The organism is Paraflavitalea sp. (assembly GCF_059502485.1).
Genome location: NZ_JCACET010000008.1, coordinates 1662124 through 1686740 on the forward strand (window position 1 = coordinate 1662124; position 24617 = coordinate 1686740).

11 protein-coding genes are annotated in these 24617 nt (G+C 47.5%); 2 read left to right on the forward strand and 9 right to left on the reverse strand.

Annotated elements, in window-relative coordinates; genetic code table 11:
- The first annotated feature begins 5 nt into the window (after positions 1–5).
- Entirely contained in the window at positions 6–4091 is a 4086-nt protein-coding gene (locus tag AC5JBY_RS09520) for a carbohydrate-binding protein (RefSeq protein ID WP_495904343.1), read from the forward strand.
- 122 nt (positions 4092–4213) lie between these two features.
- Here the strand turns inward: AC5JBY_RS09520 and AC5JBY_RS09525 are convergent, their stop codons facing one another.
- The 7 genes from AC5JBY_RS09525 to AC5JBY_RS09555 all read right to left on the reverse strand — a co-directional run bounded on the left by AC5JBY_RS09525 (position 4214) and on the right by AC5JBY_RS09555 (position 18832).
- A complete protein-coding gene (locus AC5JBY_RS09525; protein ID WP_495904344.1) occupies positions 4214–6397 on the reverse strand; it encodes a hypothetical protein in 2184 nt (727 codons plus the stop codon).
- An 88-nt stretch (positions 6398–6485) separates the two neighbouring features.
- Complete coding sequence (locus AC5JBY_RS09530; protein WP_495904345.1) at positions 6486–7805, reverse strand: vanadium-dependent haloperoxidase; 1320 nt, start codon at positions 7803–7805, stop codon at positions 6486–6488.
- 1 nt (position 7806) lies between these two features.
- Complete coding sequence (locus AC5JBY_RS09535) at positions 7807–11202, reverse strand: VCBS repeat-containing protein (protein WP_495904346.1); 3396 nt, start codon at positions 11200–11202, stop codon at positions 7807–7809.
- Between the two features lie 190 nt (positions 11203–11392).
- Positions 11393–13288 carry a RagB/SusD family nutrient uptake outer membrane protein gene (locus AC5JBY_RS09540; protein ID WP_495904347.1) on the reverse strand — a complete coding sequence of 632 codons (1896 nt, stop codon included), beginning with the start codon at positions 13286–13288 and terminating at the stop codon, positions 11393–11395.
- 12 nt (positions 13289–13300) lie between these two features.
- A complete protein-coding gene (locus AC5JBY_RS09545) occupies positions 13301–16807 on the reverse strand; it encodes a TonB-dependent receptor (RefSeq protein WP_495904348.1) in 3507 nt (1168 codons plus the stop codon).
- A 236-nt stretch (positions 16808–17043) separates the two neighbouring features.
- Positions 17044–18102, reverse strand: coding sequence for a FecR family protein (locus AC5JBY_RS09550; RefSeq protein ID WP_495904349.1), 1059 nt, complete (start codon positions 18100–18102; stop codon positions 17044–17046).
- Positions 18103–18238: 136 nt separating this feature from the next.
- Positions 18239–18832, reverse strand: a complete 594-nt coding sequence (locus AC5JBY_RS09555) for an RNA polymerase sigma factor (protein WP_495904350.1) — start codon at positions 18830–18832, stop codon at positions 18239–18241.
- 301 nt (positions 18833–19133) lie between these two features.
- Here AC5JBY_RS09555 and AC5JBY_RS09560 point away from each other — a divergent pair, with 301 nt between their 5' ends.
- A complete protein-coding gene (locus tag AC5JBY_RS09560; RefSeq protein ID WP_495904351.1) occupies positions 19134–20591 on the forward strand; it encodes an MFS transporter in 1458 nt (485 codons plus the stop codon).
- A gap of 3 nt (positions 20592–20594) precedes the next feature.
- Here the strand turns inward: AC5JBY_RS09560 and AC5JBY_RS09565 are convergent, their stop codons facing one another.
- Both AC5JBY_RS09565 and AC5JBY_RS09570 read right to left on the reverse strand, forming a co-directional pair.
- Complete coding sequence (locus tag AC5JBY_RS09565; protein ID WP_495904352.1) at positions 20595–21215, reverse strand: Crp/Fnr family transcriptional regulator; 621 nt, start codon at positions 21213–21215, stop codon at positions 20595–20597.
- Positions 21216–21330: 115 nt separating this feature from the next.
- On the reverse strand, positions 21331–24519 hold the full coding sequence (locus AC5JBY_RS09570) for a TonB-dependent receptor (RefSeq protein WP_495904353.1): 3189 nt from the start codon (positions 24517–24519) through the stop codon (positions 21331–21333).
- Positions 24520–24617: the final 98 nt, after the last annotated feature.

Genomic DNA, 24617 nt, shown 5'->3' on the forward strand with positions numbered 1-24617 from the left:
GTCATATGAAAAAGAGCTCAACACTCCTCGTGTTGTTCCTGCTACTCCTATGCAGTAGCGTGAACGCACAGTTTATCCTATTGGACGACATGGAGGGCAATGGTCCTTGCTCCGGTCGTTGGACTTATTACGCCGGCCCCGGCGCTACGGGCAAAGTAGAATTTGGTGTGCCCAACCCGGCGCCTTCAACACTAAACCCAAGCCCGCTGGTAGCCAAATTCACCAAAGACACTACCTGCTTCGAGTACATGAGCGCCGGTGTCAACATGACCACGCCTTTCGATCTGCTTTCCAACAGCGTTTTTAAAATGATGGTGTACAGCACCACCACCGAACCGATCATGTTCAAGCTGCAGCCCGGCACAGATTACACCAAAGCAGTGTACTTTACTTACAAGGTGGGCCAGGTGAACCGTTGGGAAGAAGCAACCTTCAACTTTCAATCCGTACTCACACGCACAGATTTCAATCGTATCGAAGTACACTACATCGATGGTAAAAAAGCCAATGGCATCCTCTACTTCGATCTGGTGCAGGCCCCCAATCCAAAGAGCATCACACTGACCAATACAACGGTCCATATGGGGCAGGAGAACGGTGTGGTACTCCAGACAAAGCTCTACGGCGATCTGTTCAGCACATCTTTATCAGCTGCTAACTGGACTTCACCTAATCTGCCACCCGGCGTTACCATTGGCAGCGTGCAACGCATCAACGATACAGTCGCCAACATTACCCTAAGCGGTAATTCCCCCGCCAACTATTCACGCACCACATTGAAATTGTTCATCGCAGCATCGGAACTACAAAACCCTAATACCAGCACTTACACGGCTAAAGGAACAGTGGTATTTGAAGGCAATCCCAACTGGACAATGATCTACAACGATGAGTTCAATATTGATGGTGTTCCTGACAAAACAAAATGGAAGGTCGATCCTCAACCCAAAGGATGGATCAACGGCGAGCAACAGGTATACACCGACAGCACCCACGACAATGCCCGTATCAAAAATGGTCGTCTGGTTATTACAGGTAAGAAAGACTTCCCCAATGGAAATACGACAGAACCATGGTCATCAGCCCGCGTCATCTCGCAGGGTAAAATGGATTTCCAGTATGGCAAAGTAGCCGTGCGGGCAAAGCTGGCCCGCGCCCGCGGTTCTTGGCCTGCCATCTGGCTGATGCCAACCACCAGCGCGTATGGCGCCTGGCCCAGAAGTGGAGAAATAGACATCATGGAACATGTTGGCAACAACTTCGGTACGGTGCTCTCAACCGTGCACACGCAAAACAACAACTGGATGAATGGTGGCCATCTCTCCGCCTCACGTTCTATTCCCGATGCAGATACTGCCTGGCATGTATACCAGCTGGAATGGTCGCCAGATTCTTTACGGTTTGTTTACGATAGCACACACTGCTACACATATGTTAACCCGCATACTGACTGGAAAGACTGGCCCTTCGATCAGAAGTTCCACATCATTCTCAACGTAGCCATTGGAGGCGGCATGGGCGGCAACATCATAGAAGCCGACTGGCCCGATAGCATGCTGGTGGATTATGTCCGCGTATATCAGAAAGGATTAGGCACACCTGTGCTGGACTCTGTGGTGGTAACACCTGCCGACATGTTGATCCTGGCGGGCAAAACACAGCAATACACGGCGAAGGCCTTCGATCAGAATGGCCACGACATGAATATTACACCAGCGTGGAGTATCACCGGCACCGGTAATACAATTACTCCTGGCGGATTAGCCACTGTTCAATCATCAGGAGTAGTTACAGCTACCGCCACTGTTGATACAGTTACAGTGAGCGGACAAGTCAACGTCAACGTGCGCCCCACGAATTACAAACCTATACCGGCCCGCATAGAAGCAGAGAATTTCGACAACTCGAACGCTTGCTGCACAGAGCCCACGGCTGATACCAGTGGCGTTCGCAACGTAAGCTATATCGGTGCCAATACATGGTTCGAGTATGATGTACAGGTGCCTTCTTGGGGACTTTACAGAATACAATTCCGCGCAGCCATGAGCTATGCCACCAGCCTGAAAGTGTTATTAGATACCAACACCCTCAGCACAGTTCAGTTACCTTCCAGTGGTGGATGGCAGAATTGGATAACCGTTAACTCGGCGCCCTTCTTGTTACCGCCCGGACAGAAAACCATCCGCATACAATCCAATGCTTCCGGCTGGAACTTCAATTGGCTAAAGTTCGTTCCTGCCACCACAGTAAACCTTACTAAGATCATCGTCACGCCCGACAGCAGTACGTTGATGGCAGGACAAACAAAACAATTCACCGCCGCCGCTTACGATCAGGACAACAATTACATGAACCTGCTCATTGGCCCCCTCTGGCATGTCACCGGCAGCGGCAACAAGATCAATGCAGACGGCTTGTTGACTGCAGGTACTACTACCGGCAACTATACCGTACGCGCCATCATGCCACAAGCTGTCGGAAAAGCAGTCGTGAAAATTGTTCCTGTACCGGTATTGACCCGTATCGCCATCACGCCCGATTCCGCAACATTGCCACCCGGCGCCTCACATCAATTCACAGTTAAAGGCTATGATCAGTTTGATAGCATAATGACATTCCGTACAGTATGGGCAGTTACCGGTGCAGGCAACACGGTAGATACCAACGGCATCGTAACTGCTGGTAGCACACCCGGCAGTTATTTGCTCACCGTCACTGCTGGTGCCATCAGCAAAACAGCCAGCGTGAAAGTAGAATATGGTTGTACCGTCAATGGTAAGTATGAAGCTGAAACCAGTTCCAATTATGCATCGGGCCCTTACCTGCAACCTTGCACTGATATTGGAGGTGGGCAAAACTTCGCAGGCCTGGCTGTTGGCCATTATTTTGCCTACAACACCCTCAGTGTGCCTGTTGCTGGAAAATATACTGTCAGCGTGCGCATATCCACTACAGCACCGGCCCAATTGAAAGTAGGTCACAGCGGGCTTACCTTCGGCATCATCGACCTGCCCAATACAGGAGGCGCCTGGCAAACGATTAAAAGTGTCATCACACTCCCTGCATTAACCTACACAGGCATCCACGTGGTATCAGGTACTTTCAAATTCAACTGGTTCAGCATTGACAACTGTGCCGAACCTCCCCCTGTACTAACGCGTATTGAACTGTTGCCGGATACAATACAATTGCAAGGCGGCCAGGCGCAACAGTTTATAGCCACGGGTTATGATGCGAATAATAACGTCATGTCGGTAAGCAATCTTAACTGGTCAGTGAGCGGCGCTGGCAATACGATTAGCTCTACAGGATTACTCACGGCTGGTACAACACCAGGTACCTATACAGTTACAGTAAATGCCGACACCATCACAGCCACTGCACAGGTTACTGTGTATAACCTTACCTGTGCGGTGAATAATAAATACGAAGCAGAAACGGCTTCCAATCGTTCGCCTGGGCCTTACCTCCAGGCCTGTACAGATATTGGCGGCGGGCAAAACTTTGCAGGGCTCGCGCTCAACAACTTCTTTGCCTACAACACACTGAGTGTGCCCACGGCTGGAGTATACACCGTAAGCCTCCGGGTTTCCACCACGGCCCCGGCACAGGCTGGAGTAGGGCATAGCGGTGTGATCTTTGGCCTGATCGATATTCCCAACACAGGCGGTGCCTGGCAAACAATCAGTGATACGATGACGCTCCCGGCTTTAACCTATACCGGTATTCACGTAAAAGCAGGGACCTTCAAATTCAACTGGTTCAGCATCGATGATTGTGTGAAGATGTTGGAAGGTGGGGCTACTGGTACAACGCCTTTAACAGCCGCTATCGGAAACGATGAGAAATTGCCAGCGAAAACGATCCTGTATCCCAATCCAACGAGCGGTCCGCTGGTGATCAATCTTTCCCGCGACGACTGGCGCTTACTGAAACTGCTGGACATCAATGGCCGGTTGATACAACAGTGGAACATCCGACCCGGTGATACACGCATCAGCAAGGATCTGCACTTCCTGCAAAACGGTGTATACCTGCTGCAGCTGGAAGGAACCCACAAATCTGAAATCCTCCGTCTGATAAAGCAATAATCTGTAGGTGAGTTTTATCAACAAGAGGTTGCCTCAAAAGTGATTTTTACCAGAAAGACGAAAAGGACGCCTTACCGTCTTACCGGCAAAATGTGCGGAGTTGCTTTTGAGGCAACCTCTTTTTATTTGACAGGGAAATTGAATCTGCCCGAGCCAAGCTCTCCGTTTCCGCTAACACCTTCGGCAATGCCGATAAACCTGCTGATAACATCAGAACAATAAAAACGGATAGTAGCCTCTCCATGTTCATCAGTAACGATCAGGGGCGACCAATACAGCGAATTACGGGTATCTGAAATGCGCTTGTCCTCTTTTTCGTAGTCGGGATGATAGTACTCCTTGGTTTGATAAAACCCTTTAGTGATGATCATCTTGAACTTTTTCAACAATTCCTCCTCTGTATAAGTGGGATAATGATACGGCACCTTGCGCATATCAGTGGCGCCAAAAGAAAAAGGGTGACTGGATACCTGGCTCTTCTTGGCGTCAGTTAGCTCAGAGTAAGAAACACCCTCTACTGGCTTTTTACCGCTTCCACACGCCGGACAGTTCAACCAGCCACATTGACCCACGAAATCAGTATTGCCCTCGAATCTCGCTATGCTGTCGAGTATGCCGAGATAGCGATCCCCGAAACCCCTGCCCTTTGCTTTCACTACCACCTCCTCCAGCATATTCCCATATTGAAATGGGTTGGTGTCATTAATAGTCTTATCAGATATGATAACATGCTTTTCTGCTGTGTAGGTAGCAGGGCGTTCCGCTCGCTCTGTTTTCCTGATGATGTCAAAAGGATCTGTTACTTGAATAGTATGCTCTTTCTCCGAAAAGTATTTAATAAAGAACCGGCGACCAGTAGCAAGATGATTGGGCGTAAGATAAAAGACTCCGTTGTTGTCTGCAATAGCAACCTGCGAATTACTTTTGTTATAGTTGAATACCATTAACGACACCGGCCCGTTCTGTTTGCTCTGTTTGTTGGCCGGTAACGCTAACCCCTGTAAGCTGTCGGATAATACCGGTTTTCTGTCTGCTGTAAGAAGATTATAATTTTGTAGCCCTTCTGTCTGCAACAATAAATCCAGCGCCTGCTTACGATCAACGCTGCTACTGTCGAAATACCAGGCCGGATCATACAGGTTGGCATTGAACTGCGTCGACAGTTCGTAATAATTGAGAATATCCCTGACGTTTTTCCGGTTAGCAAAAAACTGGTCATATACCCGGAGACTTAATACCGCCGGAACAGGTTTCCCATCTGTATCTGTCGTTTTAATTTTTACAGTCACTTGTTCCTTTGGAGCATAGGCATCCTTTACCTCACTAAATTGTATGTTCAACTTTTTCTCCTGGTGAATAAAAGCCAGCCTCTCCGCTAACGGTTTCAATTGTTCATTATACACCGTTATTACTGCTACCCCTGGCTGAATAGCTGCCGCCGGTATCTTAATCAATAAGCTGTCTTTTAATTTCCCGGTGGCAATAGCCTGCAGCATACCATGCACTTGTATGCTCAGCAATACTGTCTGAGAGGGTAGACGGCTGGCGAGCACTTTAACATAAATACTATCCCTTTCATTCTTTTCAAGTTGAAGCACTACACCTTCCTGTAGAATGGTCGGCAGTTTAAATATACTGTCAGGAGCATCCGCAAGTTGTATGGTATACGCCGCGCCTGCCTCCGGTGTGAAGATAAATCGGCCCATGCCGGCATGAGAAGTCTTGATAGCAAGCAAGGGTTGTCCGTTTTTCAATAATGTCCCTTGAATAGCTACTGGAAATTTCTCCTGTGCACTCAGCGCTTTGAATGCTACTGCATTGTTCACCCCGGCAACCAGCTTGCCACCTTCCGGTACAATATTGAATTGAATAGGCATGCCTTTGCGAAAAGAAATAGAGGAACCCAACTGCCCATAGTTTTTTATAGACCGTGGATCTTTAACAACCTGGATAGGTGCAGTGGCAAAAAAGGAACGCTGACCGGAAAAGAAAGAATGAGCCGTATAGGCTTTTAACTGGTAGGTTCCTTCTTGTAATGTTTGAGGAAGATACACATGGCCTGCAGCAATCCCCTTGGATATAGAGTACATTTCATTCCACACCACACTGTCACCTTGCTGTTGCACCAGCTGTAGATAGAGGATACCATCGATGCCCGATAATTCAGCTACCTGTGAGTGAAGAACAAAAGCATTGAACCAAAGGTCTTCCCCCGCAACATACACCTCTTTGTTAGAGCGCAGGTAGATGGAGGTAGTCTCTTGCTGAGGCGCATTACGCGTTAATAGCCTGTGCAGGCTATCCATTAATACACGATCCTGTTGAGAAAAGGAATGGAGACAAAGAAAAAGGATAATAACAAAAGGGAACGGCCACTTCATCCGCCAATATACTTCACTTTTTATTAGCCATCCTTCTTAACAGATTTTCACCCACTTTTTCACCTTGATTAACCCCGTTCTCGATCGCATCCATAAAATGAATACCACCATAAAAACGGCTGATAGCAGCCTCTTCAGCAGCTTGTTTAAAAGAAGTAAAGCTGCGCGCTGGTAAGCCATACGAAACCTCGACACTATCAGTATACGCAAAATGATCTCCGAAGTAATGCGACAGGATAGTGGCCGAAGCAGAAGAGATCACAGAATGCCCGCTGAGGTATTCAGGAAATGGCGGCGTTTGCAACAATGGCTGCCAGTTGGGATCGATCAGCTGCCGGATGGCTGTTTCAGGGCGCACACGGTTACTGCGAAACTTCTCATCCCAGCAGGCCATGAAGGCATCCATCAGACCCATAGACACCATGGTGTGAATTTGCATGCTTTCGGCAAACCCCTTATTCCCCTGCTTGCAGGCAATACCGGTAATGCCCAGCCAGTGCGCACCGGGAGATATCTTCTTCAATCCCAAAGTAAGATGGCCCTTATCCTGCACAGCAAAAGGATTACAATCCCAGAACGCTGCAATAACCCGGTATTCCATCGGCATGTTCTGCGTTACGGTATAATTCCGCAGCATGAGATTATAAAAGGCAGAACCTTTGTTGGTAGTATAAGTTATCGGAGGAGGTGGCACAAACTGCGCAGCAGAGTCGAGCGTAAAAGGCCGCACGGTGTTGAAGTAAGGTTCGACGGCTGGCATATAAGCGGGTGCCGTAGGATACCAGTAACCGGCTTTATTAATAGGCGTATAACGCGGAAAATTACTGATACGGTTATAGCGGTCGGCCTTTGCATAAGGCAGAATTTGCTTGCTCACCCAGGTAGCATAGCTCAACGAACTTTGCAGTGTCTCTTCAGAGAAGCCAAGCTGCTTACAGGAATCGAGGAAACGTTTTTCGTAAGCATCTATCATCTTTCCGGAAGGTTGCATCTTCTTCGCTGTTTCCATCATCGCCAGCAAAGCACTCAATTGCACATGATAGTCCTTTAGTGAATCTGGTTTTTGTAAGCGTGGATAGCTATTCACGATCCCGTACATGCTTTTAAAAGCAGGATCGTTCTCTGCGATCACTTCATAACCCGACAGGCAGGCATAAGAGAAGAAACGCGCCGCCAGTGGCGGATTCGTAATATCATGGATCATCACCTCCGTCATCTGGGTGATCACATGGCTGATATCTTCCGTCTTGAATACCGACGCCGGTACAGGCTTCTCTTTGCAGGAAGTACAAAACAGAGCAGCAATAATGGTAAGTATTATGAGAGTGCGCATGTTATCTGGTTGTGTAGGCTTTAATAGGTTGTTGATTGATACCGAATAAAAGCTGCTTTCCTATCGGAAGCACAGCGCGCACATCGCCGGTAATATGAAATCCCGATGCCTGCTGCGGCACATAAGTGAACTGTCCCTTCCCATCACCCCGCAGCAGTACCCCATAATTGGCATCGTATTTACCAAAGCGCAGGCGCGCACGATCGATATTGCCACATAACAAAAGGTCTGTAGCACCATCCTTATTATAATCCAGTGGCGTAATCGTAAACACAGGAGATAGCTGAGCCTGCAAGGGAAGCCCGCGCAAATGGAGCTTTCCATCTGTCCCACTTTCAAAATAAGACGTGGCAAGATGATTAACCTGTAAGCTTTTTACGCCTGCCAGTTCTTCCTTCGTAAAGATAGTTTCCATGGTGGCATCCGCATAACCCTTATAATCGGTAAACCGGGTACGCATAATACTCAGCTGGTCCAGCAGTTCATCCCGTGTTATATAAGGATAATTCTTTCCCTGGATGTAAAAACAGAAAATAGGGTCGATAGCGCCATTGTCGTCAAAGTCCTTATAATAAAGAGTAGCAGGCTCCTTATCGCTGGCCTTGCATTGCGTATTGAGGCCATTGTTGCCAACCACCAGATCAGGCTTGCCATCATTGTTGAAGTCGCCAACAGTAAGCCTGTTCCACCAGCCACTATACCCCTTTTCAAAGAACTGAGCAGTTGACAATTTCAACTTACCATTGTCCAGCGTAAACACCTGCACAGGCATCCACTCGCCGGTTACGATCAGCTCATTCTTTTCATCCCCGTTCAGGTCCACCCACGCGGCATCAGTTACCATCCCTGCATGTTGCAACTCAGGAGCAAGCGCAGCAGCCTGGTCGGTGAAATGTCCCTTTCCATCATTGATCAATAAATAGCTGGCAGGTATCTCCGGGTAACGGCCGGGAATCACACGACCCCCTACAAACAGATCGGGCTTGCCATCTCCGTTCACATCATTTACCCGCACGCAGCTTTTGCTGACCCGCATCACAGGCAAAGCATCTGCACTTCTGGTAAAACCTCCTTTCCCATTATTGAGATACAGCCTGTCCTGCAGCAACACATCATCCGGCATATAATTATGATAACCACCACTCACTACATAAATATCCATCGCCCCATCGCCATTGGCATCGAAGAAAACAGCATCTGCATCCTCGCATGCCTTATCAGCTTCAAAAGCAGGCTGCGGACTTGCTGTAAAACGACCGTCACGTTGCTGCAGGAATAAAGCAGCAGCCCGGCCGCTGCCGCCACCGGCATAAACATCTTCCAGCCCATCGCCATTCACATCACCCTTCACGAGGCAGGGACCACTGAATGATAGAGGGTTCAACAACAAAGGCTGCCGCTTGAAATCATTGACACTGTTAGCAGCATTGGCGTATTTGATAGGCGAGGGGCCTTCTGTAAACAAAGGCGTAGGAGCAGAAGAACGATGGTAAGTACCGGTAGCATCTTTCTCTGCCACCGTTAATACCTGGTTAGCCTTCACATTATTGAGCACCTGTTCCTTGCCACTGAGCCACACGATGCGCAAAGAGTCGACACTGCTTACCTTGCCCAATCCTGCATGCAGTATCGAAGAAACAGTAGAAAGATAACCACGCGAAGGCATTTGCTCAAGGTATTGCTGTTGGCCATTATAATAAAGCATCACTTTAGCGCCAATCCCCTGGGTATTTCCTCCGGCCCCCTGTAGCTTTATCTGCAGGTAGTGATGTTGAGTCTGGTTATTACTCTCATTGCGGTAAATAAAGGTAGACTGATTGATGTTGTTGGTTACAAGATCGAGGTCGCCATCATTATCGAGATCAGCATATACAGCGCCATTACTGTTGGATGTTTTAGTGATGCCCCATGCCTGTGATTTGTTACTAAAAGTACCATCGCCATTATTGGCAAACAGATAACTCATAATATTAGAAGCCGGCATCTGCTGCACAAGATTAAGTACGTCCTCCCGTTGCAGCCTTCCCTTACTTTGAACATAATCATTCATGTACTTGATGAAATCCATGTTCGTAAAGTCCCGCGTGTAACCATTGGTTACAAACAAATCCTTCCATCCATCATTGTCATAATCCGCCAGCAACGGTGCCCAGCTCCAATCAGTATTCGACACCCCCGCCAATTGCCCCACCTCACTAAAAGACACATCTGTAGCAACGCGGTCAGGCCGCTCCAGGCGGCCAGACTGAAGTGCTGACCGTTTACCATTATTCAGCTGCAACATATTCCGCATATACTGATAATGAAACCCCGACTTCACATTCAGATCAAACTTCTCATAATTGTCCGGCGCGAATAATAACTTCTGCCGCCGGTTATCCTCCGGCAACATATCGAGCGTATAAATATCCGGCAGTCCATCATTATTCACATCCGCTACATCATTGCCCATGGAGAAATGACTATTGTGGCCCACGCTGCTGGCCAGTCTGTCGGTAAAAGTTCCATTACCATTATTGATATACAGATAGTCAGGCACGGCATAATCATTAGATACATAAATATCTTCCCAGCCATCTCCATTGATATCGGCAATGCCGGCGCCAAGACCATACGTTAAGGGAGAACTGCTGAGACCAGCTTGGCGGGTAACATCCTTGAAATGATTCTTGTCATTTTGATAGAGACGCACACCGTCAGCGGCATTCTCCTGCTGCAATATGGCCCTTGTGCGCACTTCATCCAGCACGGGCAGGTTGTCTGGATTATGGTTCAGCAGGAACATGTCGAGGTCACCATCCCGGTCATAATCGAAGAAGTAACCCTGCGTACTATAGGCTGTATCGGCAAGGCCATACTGTTGAGCCTGCTCACTGAAGCGTGGATTGCCCTGCGCATCGTTACCTTCATTGATGTACAGCTCATTCCTCCTGCTCTCACTGCGTAGCTTGCCGGAGTAGCACACATAAATATCCAGCTTGCCATCACCATTCACATCGGCAGTAGTGACACCGGTTTTCCACGGACCCGGCCGGCCGGCTACACCGGCGCCAGTGGTAATATCTTCAAACTGTAGCTTGCCCTTGTTCAGGTACAGCCTGTTGTTGGTCATATTGCCGGTGAAATAAAGATCAGTCAGTCCATCGCCATTCAGGTCACCAGCTGCTACACCAGCCCCATTATAAAAATATTCATACAGCAGTATGTTCGTGTTGAGCCCTTCAGTAAGAGTATTACTGAAGTCCACATGCGTTTGCTCAGGTGTTAACAAGGTAAATAGGGGAGGAGCTGTTTTTGCAGCATTATCTGTAGAAGCTGCTTTTTCGCGGCAACTAATGGTTACTACGGTCAGCAGGGCGGCAAGCAGGCAAGCCCTGTTAGTGTTGGTTAAGTACAAGGCGTTAAAATTTAGCGTACAACAATTTACTAAAAATAAGTCAGGTCGCTCCGGAGCGACCTGACTTTACAAACGAAAACTAAACACCAAACGAAAAATAACTGCTACGATAGGCTAAGGTTTGTTAACGGCTAACTGCTAATAAGTTCAATGTTAAAAAGCTAATACCTAAAAGCTAAAACCTCTTTCCTTAATACCCCGGATTCTGAACCAGTTTAAGATTCGTGTTCATCTCATCCAATGGTATTGGCCTGAAGTACATCTTATCATCCCATTTCCTGTTTTCCAGCGAATTCACTTCCGTAGGCGTATAGGTATAATTATACTTTGTGTCATCACGTCTGTACGGCGAAGGAGCGGTAGCACCCGGCTTCAGCGTAGCCACTATATCCATGTACACCAGTTTTCTGCCGAGCGTGGCAGGCGCTATCATCCAGCGGCGGGCATCGTGGTAGCGATGATCCTCATAAGCCAGCTCCACGCGCCGTTCATTCTGATAACGGGCCTTCAGCGCCGCACCACTTTCCGTAACTGCAGGCATGCCTGCACGGAAGCGAATTTTATTCAGCCAGTTCCGTGCTTCAATATCTTCTCCGAGTTCTATACAAGCCTCTATATAATTGAAGGCTGCTTCTGTGTAGCGGAAGAATGGCCAGGGAATAGTTTGACGCACATAGTTATCCGCAACAGCCGGATCGGGGTCAATGAATTTGCGCATATAATAACCAGTCCAGCTGCCATTCCAGTTTTCGATACTGCTGGCCCTGGTATCCAGTCCGGAAGTTAAAGTAGTACCACCCATATCATACCGGCCGGTTTGTATCTGGTTGGCTGGGTCCACATTGCCCGATACGATGCTGCGCGGTTTCCAGTCAGCCCCATCAAATAAGATAGAAGCATAAAGACGGGGGTCGCGGTTGATATAAGGAGAAGCCTTATGCGTTGGATTGTTCCAGTCGAACTTGCTGCCATCCATCATCTCATAATCATCCACCAGTTGTTGAATAGGGGAGTTGCCGGCCCAGTTGTGATAACCATTAGGGCCATTATACAAGCCAACCTGCATACCACCCTCTTCCTTGGCAAGCGTCCAGTAACGGCCAAAGAAGATTTCAGTTTCAGCAGTCTTGTCGGCTTCCGAGCTTTTACTGCCGCCGCCCATAGAGAGCGAAACATAGTTCTTCTTACCGTCTGCTGCAGAAACAGGCGCAGCAAGATTCATCTTATAACCACGGCTTGCTGCTTTATCGAGTATCTCCTTGGCAGCATTCTTCGCAGCAGTCCACCGCGCAATACGATCGCCACTTACATACCCGATCAATTCAGGTTTGGCGTAAGCGTTGATTACAGTAGATTTTGTTTTAGCCGTGGGGATATCGTGCAGGTCACTGGCTGCATACAACAGCATACGCGATTTGAGCGAAAGCGCAGCCAGTTCATTGGCCCTGCCCGCTGGCAGTTTGCCATCCTTGCCCTTCAGTAAGTTCACAGCCGTATCGCAATCCTTGAGAATAAAAGTTACACACTCGTCCCAGGTATTGCGGGCAATGGAATAATCTTCGCCCAATCCATAAGACCTGCTCACGATGGGCACAGCGCCATAGTAACGTACCAGTTGGTGATAAAAGAACGCACGTAGAAAATGCGCTTCACCCTTTAGGCGATCCTTCAGGCCATCTACGTTTTCAAAAGTGGCGGTGCGAAGATTTTCAATAGCCAGGTTGGTAGCCCTGATCTTGGAATACATATCATTATTGCCGGCATCCTTGCCCCAGCGATAATTCACATTTACCCAACCGACATTCGAAGGATTCAGCGTTCCCTCTGTGATCACATTGATGCTGCGGCCAGGGTGCGTAAATACAGCTTCATCAGTTAAAGAAGCCAGCATTTGCTCATCGAAACCTCCCTGCCCAAGGCCGGAATAGATACCCGTTACAAACGCTTCTGCCAGCGGTCCGTCCTTCCAGGCATCGGCTGAAGAAACCCTGTCGAGCGGTTTCGTATTCAGGAAGTCGCGCTTGCAGGCAGTGATCACGGTTACGATGAACAGCAGGATTGTTATGTATAAGAATAATTTCTTCATGATGTTCAGGTTTTAAAATGTTACTCTTACGCCAACATTCAATATTCTCGACTGCGGATAATACTGGCCATTGCCGCTGGTAGATTCCGGGTCCCAGATCTTCATCTTGTCGATAGTAAAGAGGTTGATGCCATTAGCATAGATACGCGCAGTACCCATGCCCACTTTCTGACAAATATTGCTGGAGAAATTATAACCCACTTCAAAGTTTTTCAACCGCAGGTAATTGCTGCTCCGCAGCCAGTAAGTATTCGTGCCGAAGTTGCCACTTGAATAATAAGTGTTACCCCTGTTGGCCACGCGTGGATCTGTACTGCTGGGGTTCTCTACTGTCCAGCGATGATCGTAAGAGTATTTCAGGTAGTTACCAATGGTGCCCGACTCGGTGCCGAAGAATAGCAAACCACCGGTAGCGCCCTGGAACAGGATGGTACAATCAAAACCCTTGTATTGAAGGTTGATGTTTAAGCCGCCGGTAAACAGCGGGTCACGGTTCTTGTCGAGACGTACGCGGTCATCACCATCGATCTTGCCGTTACCATCCACATCCCTGATCTTCATATCGCCGGGACGCAGCGTATTGGTAGCTGCGCTGTAGTCGATAGTATTTTTATCGATCTCATCCTGATTCAGGAACACACCAGCATATTCATATACAAGGAAGGCAGCGCCATTGGTGCCGAAAGTATGCCCTTTGGAAAACTGGTGAGGTTTCAGACCCGGACTTTCAGGCAGCTTTACAACTTCATTCTTGGCATATCCACCATTCACATTGATGCTGTACTTGAAATCTTTACCGATCTTATCGCTATAAGTGATGGAGAATTCCCAACCCTTGTTCTTTACCTTACCGAGGTTTTCAGGAGGCAGTGTCATACCGGCAGAAGCGGGTACTACAGCTTCATTCGCCATCAGGATCTTACTCCGTATGTTGTAGAAATAATCCAGTTCAAAAGACAACCTGTTTTGCAATACGGAACCTTCAAGACCCACGTTGGAGTTGTTGGCCACTTCCCAGGTATAACCAGGATTAGGTACGCCACTCTCTGTTAGCATTTTCACTACATTGTTACCAATGATGTAAGTGTTGAAGCCATAAGTAGAGAGATACCGGTATTCCTGCAACACGCCATTGAAGATAATGTTGTCATTACCCATCTGGCCCCAGGAAGCCCGAAGTTTCAGGTTATCGATAAAAGTGAAAGTCTTCATGAACTTCTCTTCCGATAAGCGCCAGCCCACGAGTACGCCGGGGAAGAAACCATAACGGTCACTCTCTGGGAATATATAGGAACCGTCATAACGCCACAGGAACTCAGCGAGATACTTTTCATCATAGTTATAATTCACGCGGCCAAAGTAGCTGAGACGGGCACGCTTGAAGGCTCCGCCATTGTTGTCTTTCTGCAGGTCGCCACCTGCAAACAGCTGATCGATCGAAGGTGATATATAATTCCTGCGGAAAGCATTGAAATTGTTATTCTCGATCGTTTCACGCGTCACGGCAGCCAGCAGGTTCACAGTGTGAGCACCGAAAGTGTGGTCATAGTTCGCGAAAGCGCTGAGGTTAATGTTTAACTGGTCTTCTTGCGACTCTGTCAGGCGTGGATCAGTAAAAGTAGAGCGGACAGATTTGGTCAGCACCGGCGTCACGCCATCAGCCTCATAAGTCTTGAAATCCCAGAAGTACAGCGACCAGGGAGTTTCCCACTTCTTGGTACGGCGAATGTATTTATCCAGAGAAGCAAAGCCACTTAGTTTAAGACCGGTTACACCGGGAATTTGCAATTCTACCCGTCCATTAGTTTGAAAGTAATCACGTTTGTCCCTGTCATACCCGGTAGCATTGGTGGTGATCACGATCGGGTTCTCACCATTCTCGATATCAGGACCGGGTAATCCATTAGGCCACACTTCCTGCTCGGTAGGTTTACCACGCATCAGCATCCTGAAGATAGGTTGCGCGCCCCTGGTAGGGAAGAAACGCGATTCTTCACGCGCTGTTACGCCAAGGTTGGTGCTGAGATATTTATTGATCTTGGCATCCATATTGAAGCGCATATCATATTGCTTGTAACCGGTAGCGGAGTTTTTGTAATAACCGTCCTGGTTACTATAGCCGATGGATGCGAGATATTTTACAGTTTCAGAACCTCCTGATAATTGAACATTGTGCCGGGATTGAGGCGACCAGTTCTTCAAAGCAATATCAAACCAATCAGTATTGGGATACCGCCAGATATCAGAACCATCCCCATGCTTCTTGATCACATCAGGAGAAAAAGGCGCGGTGATTTTAGCGCCGTTATCAGGCCTTGTATAAGTACCGGTTTCCTTGAGCGCTTTCCACGCTGCAGTCCACTGGTTAGAAGGAAGCTGCGCATCGAACAAGGTCAGCTCATTAACCAGAGTAGCATATTCCACCGCATTGGCCATTTCAGGAATGCGCGTAGGCTGTGCCCAGCCCTGGTTGAAATCGTAGGAGAGGATAGGCTTGCCCGATTTACCCCTTTTGGTAGTAATGAGGATAACACCATTGGCGGCACGCGCACCATAGATGGCAGCTGCGGCATCTTTCAGCACCGACATACTTTCAATATCGGATGGGTTTAAACGCTCGAGACCGCCGGCGCGGTCAGGAACTCCATCGATTACTATAAGCGCGCCACTATTGTTCGGCGTGTTGGAGCCCCTGATCCGGATCGTCGATCCGTCATACCCCGGCTCACCCGTAGCCTGTATGGTAGTCACGCCCGGCAGTCGCCCTGCCAGTGCATTTGAAAGGTTAACAGTAGGCGACTTCGCCAACTCGCTACCCTTTATCTGAGCTACTGCACCAGTCACGGTCACCTTCTTTTGAGTGCCATAACCTACCACCACCACATCACTGAGCTGACCGGCGAGTGGAGCCATGGTGATGGACACGGTGGCCTTGCCGCTGATATCTACTTCCTGTTGCAGAAAGCCGACTGAAGAAAGCACGAGTGTATTCTGGTCATCAGGAACAGTAATGGTAAACGATCCTGCAGCATCGGTATTCACCCCTTTACTGGTACCCTTTACCACTACGCTCACACCTGCCAGAGGAGCACCCTTATCATCGGTAACGATTCCTTTGATCTCTTTATCGACAACGGCATCGATACTTACAAAGATCTCCTGATCAGGAATGCCGCTATCATAATTAAAACTGGTAGACCGGGGCTTATACAAAACAATACGGTCTTTGATGATCTTGTAATTGATACCGAAAGGCGCCAGAAGCTCTTCCAGCACTTTACTGAGCTTTTTTTCTCTGGCATTGATAGTCACCTTACGGCTTGCTTCTATCGTTTTGGAACTGAACACAATCCGGGCCCCTGTCTGATTTTGAAGGGAGAAGAATACTTCCTTTAATTGTCCTTTCTCTACAGAGAGAGTCACTACTTTATCCAATATACCCTGCGCATCCGCATGGTGATCATACGCCATGGAGCTTAGGAAAAGGACGAGGAAAAACTGTATTAACGCTATTCTCATTGCAAAGGCAGTTAAAGCAACAAGTCGTTGTTTTTTCATAAATTTGATTGTTATTGTTCGCTGAATTTCAAGACACGACAATAATGGTCCGCCCCCCGCAAAGAGGTGGATGTCCGGCTGGCAATGTTGGTAGCATTGTCAGCTTTTGTTTTTAGGTAGAGCTGGCTTAGGTAATGTAGATTTGGAGTTTTTTCATATTAGCATTTGTTTTGGTTATCGATAGTTTGTTTTGGTCGTTAATTGTCCACGTCTCCCTTGATTAATATCCGCGTGCCACGAATTTCATAAGTGGCTTGTACCGATTGACAGATGATTTCCAGCTGATCATACAGGTTCTGCCCTTTTATATCACCCGAGAAAAGAAGTTTGGCAAGGCTCTCATGCTCCATGATGATCTCTATATGATAAGCCTTTTCTAAAAGAGACAATACTTTGGAAAGCGGCGTTTCCTCAAACACAAAATTTAGTGCAGTTACCGTTTCTTCCTGCTGGTTATCCGGAATAAGCGGCAACGGTGCATCCACCAGGGTGGTCCTGAAGTGCCCATCGAGCCGGTTATAGATCACCTTTTGATTAGGCTTCAGGATCACACCGGTAGATTCCTCTGTACGCTTACGGCTTTTCGCTTGTGCCACGTTTTCATACACGGCCACTTTGCCGGTGCGCACAGAAACTTCAATATCATTGGTAACCTTGTCGGTCTTTACAAAAAAGCTGGTGCCCAATACCTGCGTAACGATGTTGTTGCTATACACGTAAAAAGGCGACTTCGGGTTTTTGGTCACTTTAAAAAAAGCATTCCCCTCCAGGTATACTTCCCTTTTCGAGCGTGCAAAGCTGTCAGGATAGTGCAGGATGGCATGCGGCTCCAGGATCACCATACTCTTATCAGGAAGATAGACTGTGTCGGCAACGGCCTCCTGATTCACGATACTATTCAGGTCTTTTGCAATAGCATCCCCTTTATGCGACTGAAAGTAACCCGGGTTTTGGGTAAACCAATAAGTACCCAGGGCTATGGCTGCCACAACCGCAGCAACACTTGCCCAGCGCACATACACCGGTATTCTTCTAACGGGGCGTTTAGGCGATTCAGTAGCCGTATCAGGTAAAGTTTTTTCCCTGATAACGGGCCATAACCTCTCAACCGTCGTTTTGATTTCCTCACTACTAACGGCAGGCTCATGGTCGTCATCCAATAATTCATACCACTGCTCTACCAACTTCTTTTCCTCGTCGGTGCAGGTGCCATCAGCGTACCGCTGCAGTAAATGATAAAAAGCGCTTCGGTTCATGGGTGATAGTTAAATCCGTCCTTCAGGTAAAAAGGACTTAACTATCTGTCGGTTAAGTAGGGCAGTACCCTAAAGGGAAGTAAAAAAGCTTTTAGGTCTTAGGGGTTAGCTATTAGCGAAGCAAAAGCGCTAAAAGCTATTCCATCAGCGATCGTACAAAGGCGCCAACCAGGCAATTCAGGAGAATAAAATCCCGGAGATGAAGGCGCATAAATTTAAGTGATTGAGTAACATGATATTGAACAGCTTTCTCAGAGAGATTCATGTATTGGGCGATCTCCTTTACAGACCGGTGTTCATAACGGCTAAGGCGGAATATTTCCTGCGTTTTTTGGGGAAGTTTTTTGATGGTATTGTCAATCGCAATACTCAACTCCTGTAGTAAAAGCTTTGATTCAGAAGCATTTTCGTCGACATTAACCTGTTCGCGGGCAAACTGATTATAACGTTCGCGGAGAATTTTCGACCTGATGTAGTCTATCACTTGATAACGAACAGCCGTATGCAGGTAGGCATCCAGTTTTTCTATCTGAGCCTGCTCCCTTTTGGCCCACAGGCTGATAAATAAGTTCTGCACAAGCTCTTCCGCTACTTCTTTGGAACGCACTTTCCGGAAGGCAGCCAGGAAAACTGTCTCACTATACCGCTTATAGATCTCCTCCAGGGCAGCTCCGTCACCCGATTTCAGCAGCTTAAGCAGTATCTCGTCGTCAAATACTTTGTAATCCATATGGTTGGGCAATGCAATGAAGTTGGAATCCTTAAGACAAATTAAAACAAAAAATAGAATAACACAAAAAGCTTACTGCGTAAATAAAACAAGCAACACACAATCACCTTAGACATACGATTGCATAAATTTGTTGAAACCCCTGTCCGTTCTCATCAGTGAAAAGCAGGCATTCGATTTGCAATGAAAGGGCGGATAGGACGCAGAACATTGTTACTGAGTTCGTACGATCATGTACAGTTGAAGAAGAACGATAATTGTCGTAGTCGAAATTTAGTCAAAGCTGAATGGAATTTAACTTATGGACTTAAGACCGAAAAAAACACTTTCGGAGCAGGAAGTGCAGACCGGCCTGAGGTTGGTCGTTACCGAGGGATTGACAACGGAGGCAATGACTACGCTCACTACAGGCGCTTTTCTGGTAGCCATGGCATTACTGCTGGGCGCATCCAACCTGCAGATCGGTATACTCGCAGCCCTGCCTACTTTCACCAACATTTTTCAGTTGTTGTCGATCTGGCTCGTGCGACGTTATAATAACAGAAGAGCTATCAGTGTAGTTTGCGCCCTCACAGCACGCATACCACTCATAGGAGTAGGAATATTATCATTCTTTTCATCAGGCTCCATTCAATTGCTGATCTTTTTTGTTTTCTTCTACAACGTCTTTGCTTCCATTGCAGGGCTAAGCTGGAATGCATGGATGAAAGACCTCGTGCCGGGTAATCAGTTGGGTACTTATTTTTCCCGACGCAGCAGTTTTATGCAAACACTCAATGTCGTGCTCAGCCTTTGCCTCGCCTTCCTCATCGATTACGTTAAAGACCATTACCCGGCTTACGAGCTTAACACCTACGCTGTCATGTTTATGGTAGCAGGTACGATTGGAGTTATAGGAGCTTGCATACTCTCAAAGGTGCCCGAACCCCAATCATTCCTGGCAAGAGAAAATATTTTCCAACTCTTTAAGCGACCATTAAAAGACAGCAACTTCAGACGCCTGCTCGTATTCAACTCATCATGGGTATTTGCGTTGAACATTGCCATTCCATTCTTTACGGTATACATGCTCAAAAACCTCGGACTGTCCATGACCTATGTTATAGGACTTACGGTGGTAAGCCAGCTATGTAGCATTTTCACCATCCGCATGTGGGGGCGCTTTTCTGACAGATATAGCAATAAGACGATCCTGGCCATTGCTGCACCGGTATATATCCTGTGCATTATTGCCTGGTGCTTCGTAGGCATGTACTCCCGCTTCTCTACCAATATTGCGCTATTGGTATTCATTCACATCTTCACAGGCATTGCTACAGCAGGCATCAACCTCTCCCTTACCAACATTGGATTGAAGCTGGCGCCTAATGAACATGCTATCGTTTACCTGTCCACCAAGAATATAATAACAGCTATCTTTTCTTCCGTAGCGCCATTGATTGGAGGTATACTGGCCGACTATTTTGCAAATCGTTCATTATCCATCAATGCAGCTTACGCAGGACCGAAGGTGAATAAAGTCCTACACCTCGTATCCCTGCACGATATGAACTTTCTTTTCCTGATAGGAGCGGGCTTGGCATTTATTTCCCTGGAATTTCTGATCCGCGTTAAAGAAGTAGGGGAGGTGGAAAAAGATGTAGTAGTGCGCATTATGCGCAGCAGTATAAAAAATAACCTGAAAGAATCTTTCCTGATTGGTAACCTGATCTCCTGGCACGACCAACTGTGGGGCTTATTCAAAAAGAAGATACACTAAACATTATACCGCATTACTTATTTTCTCAGGCAGCACATGCGTTTTTAACTCCTGGGCTACGAGTTGGCGGGTAGTGCCGGTGAGATCGGCCATTTCTTTGAACGTCACCAATTCATTAAGACAATAAGCATGTTGATGAGCATCTACGACTGTTCTGGACAATTGTTCATGCAGCCGGCGTATGCGGAGGCGGGGCTCATAAGAAGTGATCTCCAATAGCCGGTTCTCTGTTTTCCACCACCGCGAGGTGAGCTGGGCCATAAACCAGTCGGAAGTAACAGGGTCCCTGTTTACCACATCTTTGAAAAAGTCGATCTCATACAACCGGATTTCACTGGTCACCATAGCCCGGCTGTGCTCTGCAAACAATTTGCCGGGCAGGTACCGGAAGTTGCCAAAGAATTCACCAGGTACCATGATCTCATGGATCACATCCTCTTTGTCGGAGAAACACCCCAGCTTTACGGCGCCGGAAACAACTTCACAGATATAATTCATGCGGGTAGGAGGAGCGTAGATATATTGTCCCTTCTTATACTTCTTGACAAGAATATGCTGCTTGATGCGGCTGTCATGCTTTGCGAGCAAATAAGCATACAAACCATTATCGCGGGGATGTATCATGCAGGTAACAATTCATTAACGAAAATACGCCGGCAATGTTACCGGAATATGAAAAGTGCCCCTGCACGCAGGAGCACTTTTACACATTATACCATTTATGTATTTAACAACCCTCTTAAAAGCTATACCGCGCTCCAAGCTGCACCTGGTAAGGCGTTCCGCTTCTGGTAGTAGTACCCACATTCTCATTCACACGATACTGATACTCTTTCGTAGTTTGGTTGAAACCACTTACTGTCAGCAGGGTTTGAGCGCCAAGATTATAGTTTCCACCCCAACCCTTGTTCAGCAGGTTGGCAAAGTTGAATACGTCCACACTTAAGCTCAACTTATGCGTTTTGTACAGTTTGAAATCTTTAGACAACCGTACATCGATAGTTCCGGAGAAAGGATTCTCTCCGCCATTTCTGGCAGCAATAGTGCCAAGCGATTCCTCGATATGCTTCTTTGCACGGTTGTTGGGGTTAGCCAGCACCTTCAGCATCGACTCGCGGATTGCCTGGGCAGTTTTGGCGTCGTTAGGATTGAATACAAAAGCCAGGTCATTGTCGTTACCGGGGCCACCCACAAAGTCACCGTTGATGTCAGCATCCACAGTTAAAGAATAACGCGTGCCAGCAATACCGGTGAAACGGCCACTCAGAGAGAAACCTTTGAAAGTAGGCGTAGCACCGTAAATAACAACCTTATGACGGAACTGATTATCAGAGAAGTCCATCTCGCTCAGGCTCCGCGGATCACTCTTTACAGGGCGGAAAGTAGAAGTGTTGGCCACGTTACCATTATAAGAAGTGTTGTCCTTGGTAACATTGTGCGTATAGCTGAAGTTGATATAACCATCGCGCCAGTAGCGATATTCACCATCGATGAAAGCAGCCAGCTGTCTGATCTTGGCGCCATTGGTAAATTCCAGTGTGCGGCCTACCAGTTGGGTCTTTCTGCCTTTCACGTTGTCGGTGATACCTGCAGTAGTGATCGTGTTGGCAGGAACAAATACGCCACGACCATTTTCATTCGCCAGCGTGAAGTAAGGCTGGTCAACCAGGTTGCGGTCGAGATACACATAGTTGTCCCAGGTGTAGCTATACTGCACATTGAAACCAAGGCGGAAACGATTGCCGAATATCTTGTTGTAGCTGATATTCGCTTTGAAAATGCTGGGCACTTCCAGGTCTTTGTCGTTCAGGTTGATCGTGGATACGGTGGGAGCACCGGCAATCACACCGGGGGCGGTAGATGGGTCTCTCCGGTAAGCGGGGAAGTTTGGTACAGGAACCAGGTTCGTGCCGGTAGAAGGACGCGTTACGTCGATGGCGGCTACCTTGGTACCGCTGTTTTGGATATTATTTACCTGAGCGTAAGTGATGGGGTTGGCAGAGAAGATACCGGCGCCGAAACGGATGATATCTTTCTTGTTACCATTCACATCCCAGGTCAGTTGCATACGAGGTTGGATATTGTTCCAGTCGCTGGCATTGTTGTCAGTGCGTAATCCCAGCGCTTGATCTACTACAGCGTTGTAATCACCTTTAGTAAGGTAGCTGGTCACATCGTAGCGAACGCCAAACACCGCATCTACATCCTTCAGCAACTCAAACTGCACCTGGCCAAACAAAGCAGCGTTCAATACCCACTGCTGCACAGAAGGCTTTCCGTTGATAGGCACTTCACGGGCATAGCGCGAAGGATTCAGGTTGTCGAATTCCTCAACGCTGTTAAAAATGAAACGGCCATTCTGTTCATTGGAAATATAAGTATCCAGATAAGTGAGCGTATTATCCGTTCCGAAAGTGAAGTTATATTTACCCTTAGATATATAAGTAGTGTTTACCAACTGTATTTGCTTCTCCAGGTTGTCCTCTGGGTTGAAGCGCTGACCACCCAACTGAACAGTAGTATTACCCATTGTTCCGTTAGGCAATTGAGAACGTACAGTTACAATGGCGCGGGGAATATTGGCAGCGGGGAGTTCACTATTAGGTACATAGTTACGCGTAGTTACCTGATACTGTACTTTCAATTCGTTAAGCACATCGCGGTTGAACTGGCTGCGCAGTGACAGCAACAAGCTGTTCTCCCTTGACTTGAAATCACCATACACTTCATACAAGTTGATATTACTGTTGTCGCTGTTGCTCACAGGGTTCTTCCAATCACTGTAGTTATTACGTAAGGTAAGTCGATGTCTTTTGCTAAGCTGCCAGTCAAGACGACCGAAGAAAGTATTGGCAACAGTCTTTCTGCCAAACTCACCAACCTGCTTGTTATTTGATAAGCCATATTTACGACGTGCAATATCGATCACGTTATCCAATGCAGCTTTGCTGATGCGCAGAGAGTTAGCGTCGTCATCATCCTGAATATCGGCAATAAAGAAAGGTTGAGATTCATCTTGTCTGTCGAATGCTGTAAAGAAATGCAGCTTGTCCTTGATGATAGGACCACCGAGGCTGAAGCCATATTGGTTCGTAGTAAAGTCTTGCGTTCTCTTGTTGCCACGGATATCATACGGGCTGGCCAGGAAATCAGCACGGAAATAATCAAACACACTACCGGAGAATGTATTGGTGCCTGACTTAGTTACAGCACTGATGGTGCCACCACCGGAACGGCCCTGGGTAACATCATATACGTTCGTAACCACTTCAAACTCACGGATGGATTCCATAGACAAAGAGTAAGGGCCACTACCCACAGCACCACTGGTGAGGTTGTTACGCGCACTCACACCATCGATCTGATAGTTGGTAGAAGAAGGAAGCTGACCACTCACACTGCCACCATTGGTAGTAGGAGCCAGCGCCGACAGGTTATTGAAGTTCCTGTTCTGCGTAGGCAACTGTTGGATCATGCGGGCAGAGATAGCAGTAGAGGCGCCATATCGGTCGATACGGCTGGTCACTGTATTACCCCTTACCACTACTTCCTGTAAGGAAGTAGCTTTGTCCTTCAGTTCAAAGTCGACGATCAGTTGATCGCCAAGGTTCAGCGCAAAGTTCTCTTTGATTTCTTTGGCATACCCTACATACGATACCTCGATGGAGTAGGGAGAGCCAAGCGGCAGCTGCCGGAAAAAATACTTACCATCCTTGGTAGTAACGGTCGTTGCCTGAAAACCGGTAGAAGAGTTCTTAAGAATTACAGTAGCGCCTTCTACTGGTTTTTTGTTAGCGGCAGTAACGATACCACGTACTGCGGCATCAGTTCCCTGCGCGGTCGAATAAAGAGGGCGGAAAAGAAAAGCGGAAACAAATAGGGCAAATAGAAGCCTGTAGCCCTGTTTGAGCCGGTTAGAAGCTATCATACTGTTGAATTTTGCTCAAAAGTATTCCAGTCTAAAAGCGGCTTACGTTAGATTCTAACATGGATTCCCGGCTTAATGATAAGTTAACACCCCATGAC

Coding starts and splice junctions, on each gene's coding strand:
- AC5JBY_RS09545 (WP_495904348.1), bottom strand. CDS start 16,807: ATGAGAATAGCGTTAATACAGTTTTTCCTCGTCCTTTTCCTAAGCTCC.
- AC5JBY_RS09555 (WP_495904350.1), bottom strand. CDS start 18,832: ATGGATTACAAAGTATTTGACGACGAGATACTGCTTAAGCTGCTGAAA.
- AC5JBY_RS09525 (WP_495904344.1), bottom strand. CDS start 6,397: ATGGATAGCCTGCACAGGCTATTAACGCGTAATGCGCCTCAGCAAGAG.
- AC5JBY_RS09520 (WP_495904343.1), top strand. CDS start 6: ATGAAAAAGAGCTCAACACTCCTCGTGTTGTTCCTGCTACTCCTATGC.
- AC5JBY_RS09540 (WP_495904347.1), bottom strand. CDS start 13,288: ATGAAGAAATTATTCTTATACATAACAATCCTGCTGTTCATCGTAACC.
- AC5JBY_RS09565 (WP_495904352.1), bottom strand. CDS start 21,215: ATGATACATCCCCGCGATAATGGTTTGTATGCTTATTTGCTCGCAAAG.
- AC5JBY_RS09530 (WP_495904345.1), bottom strand. CDS start 7,805: ATGCGCACTCTCATAATACTTACCATTATTGCTGCTCTGTTTTGTACT.
- AC5JBY_RS09570 (WP_495904353.1), bottom strand. CDS start 24,519: ATGATAGCTTCTAACCGGCTCAAACAGGGCTACAGGCTTCTATTTGCC.
- AC5JBY_RS09550 (WP_495904349.1), bottom strand. CDS start 18,102: ATGAACCGAAGCGCTTTTTATCATTTACTGCAGCGGTACGCTGATGGC.
- AC5JBY_RS09560 (WP_495904351.1), top strand. CDS start 19,134: ATGGACTTAAGACCGAAAAAAACACTTTCGGAGCAGGAAGTGCAGACC.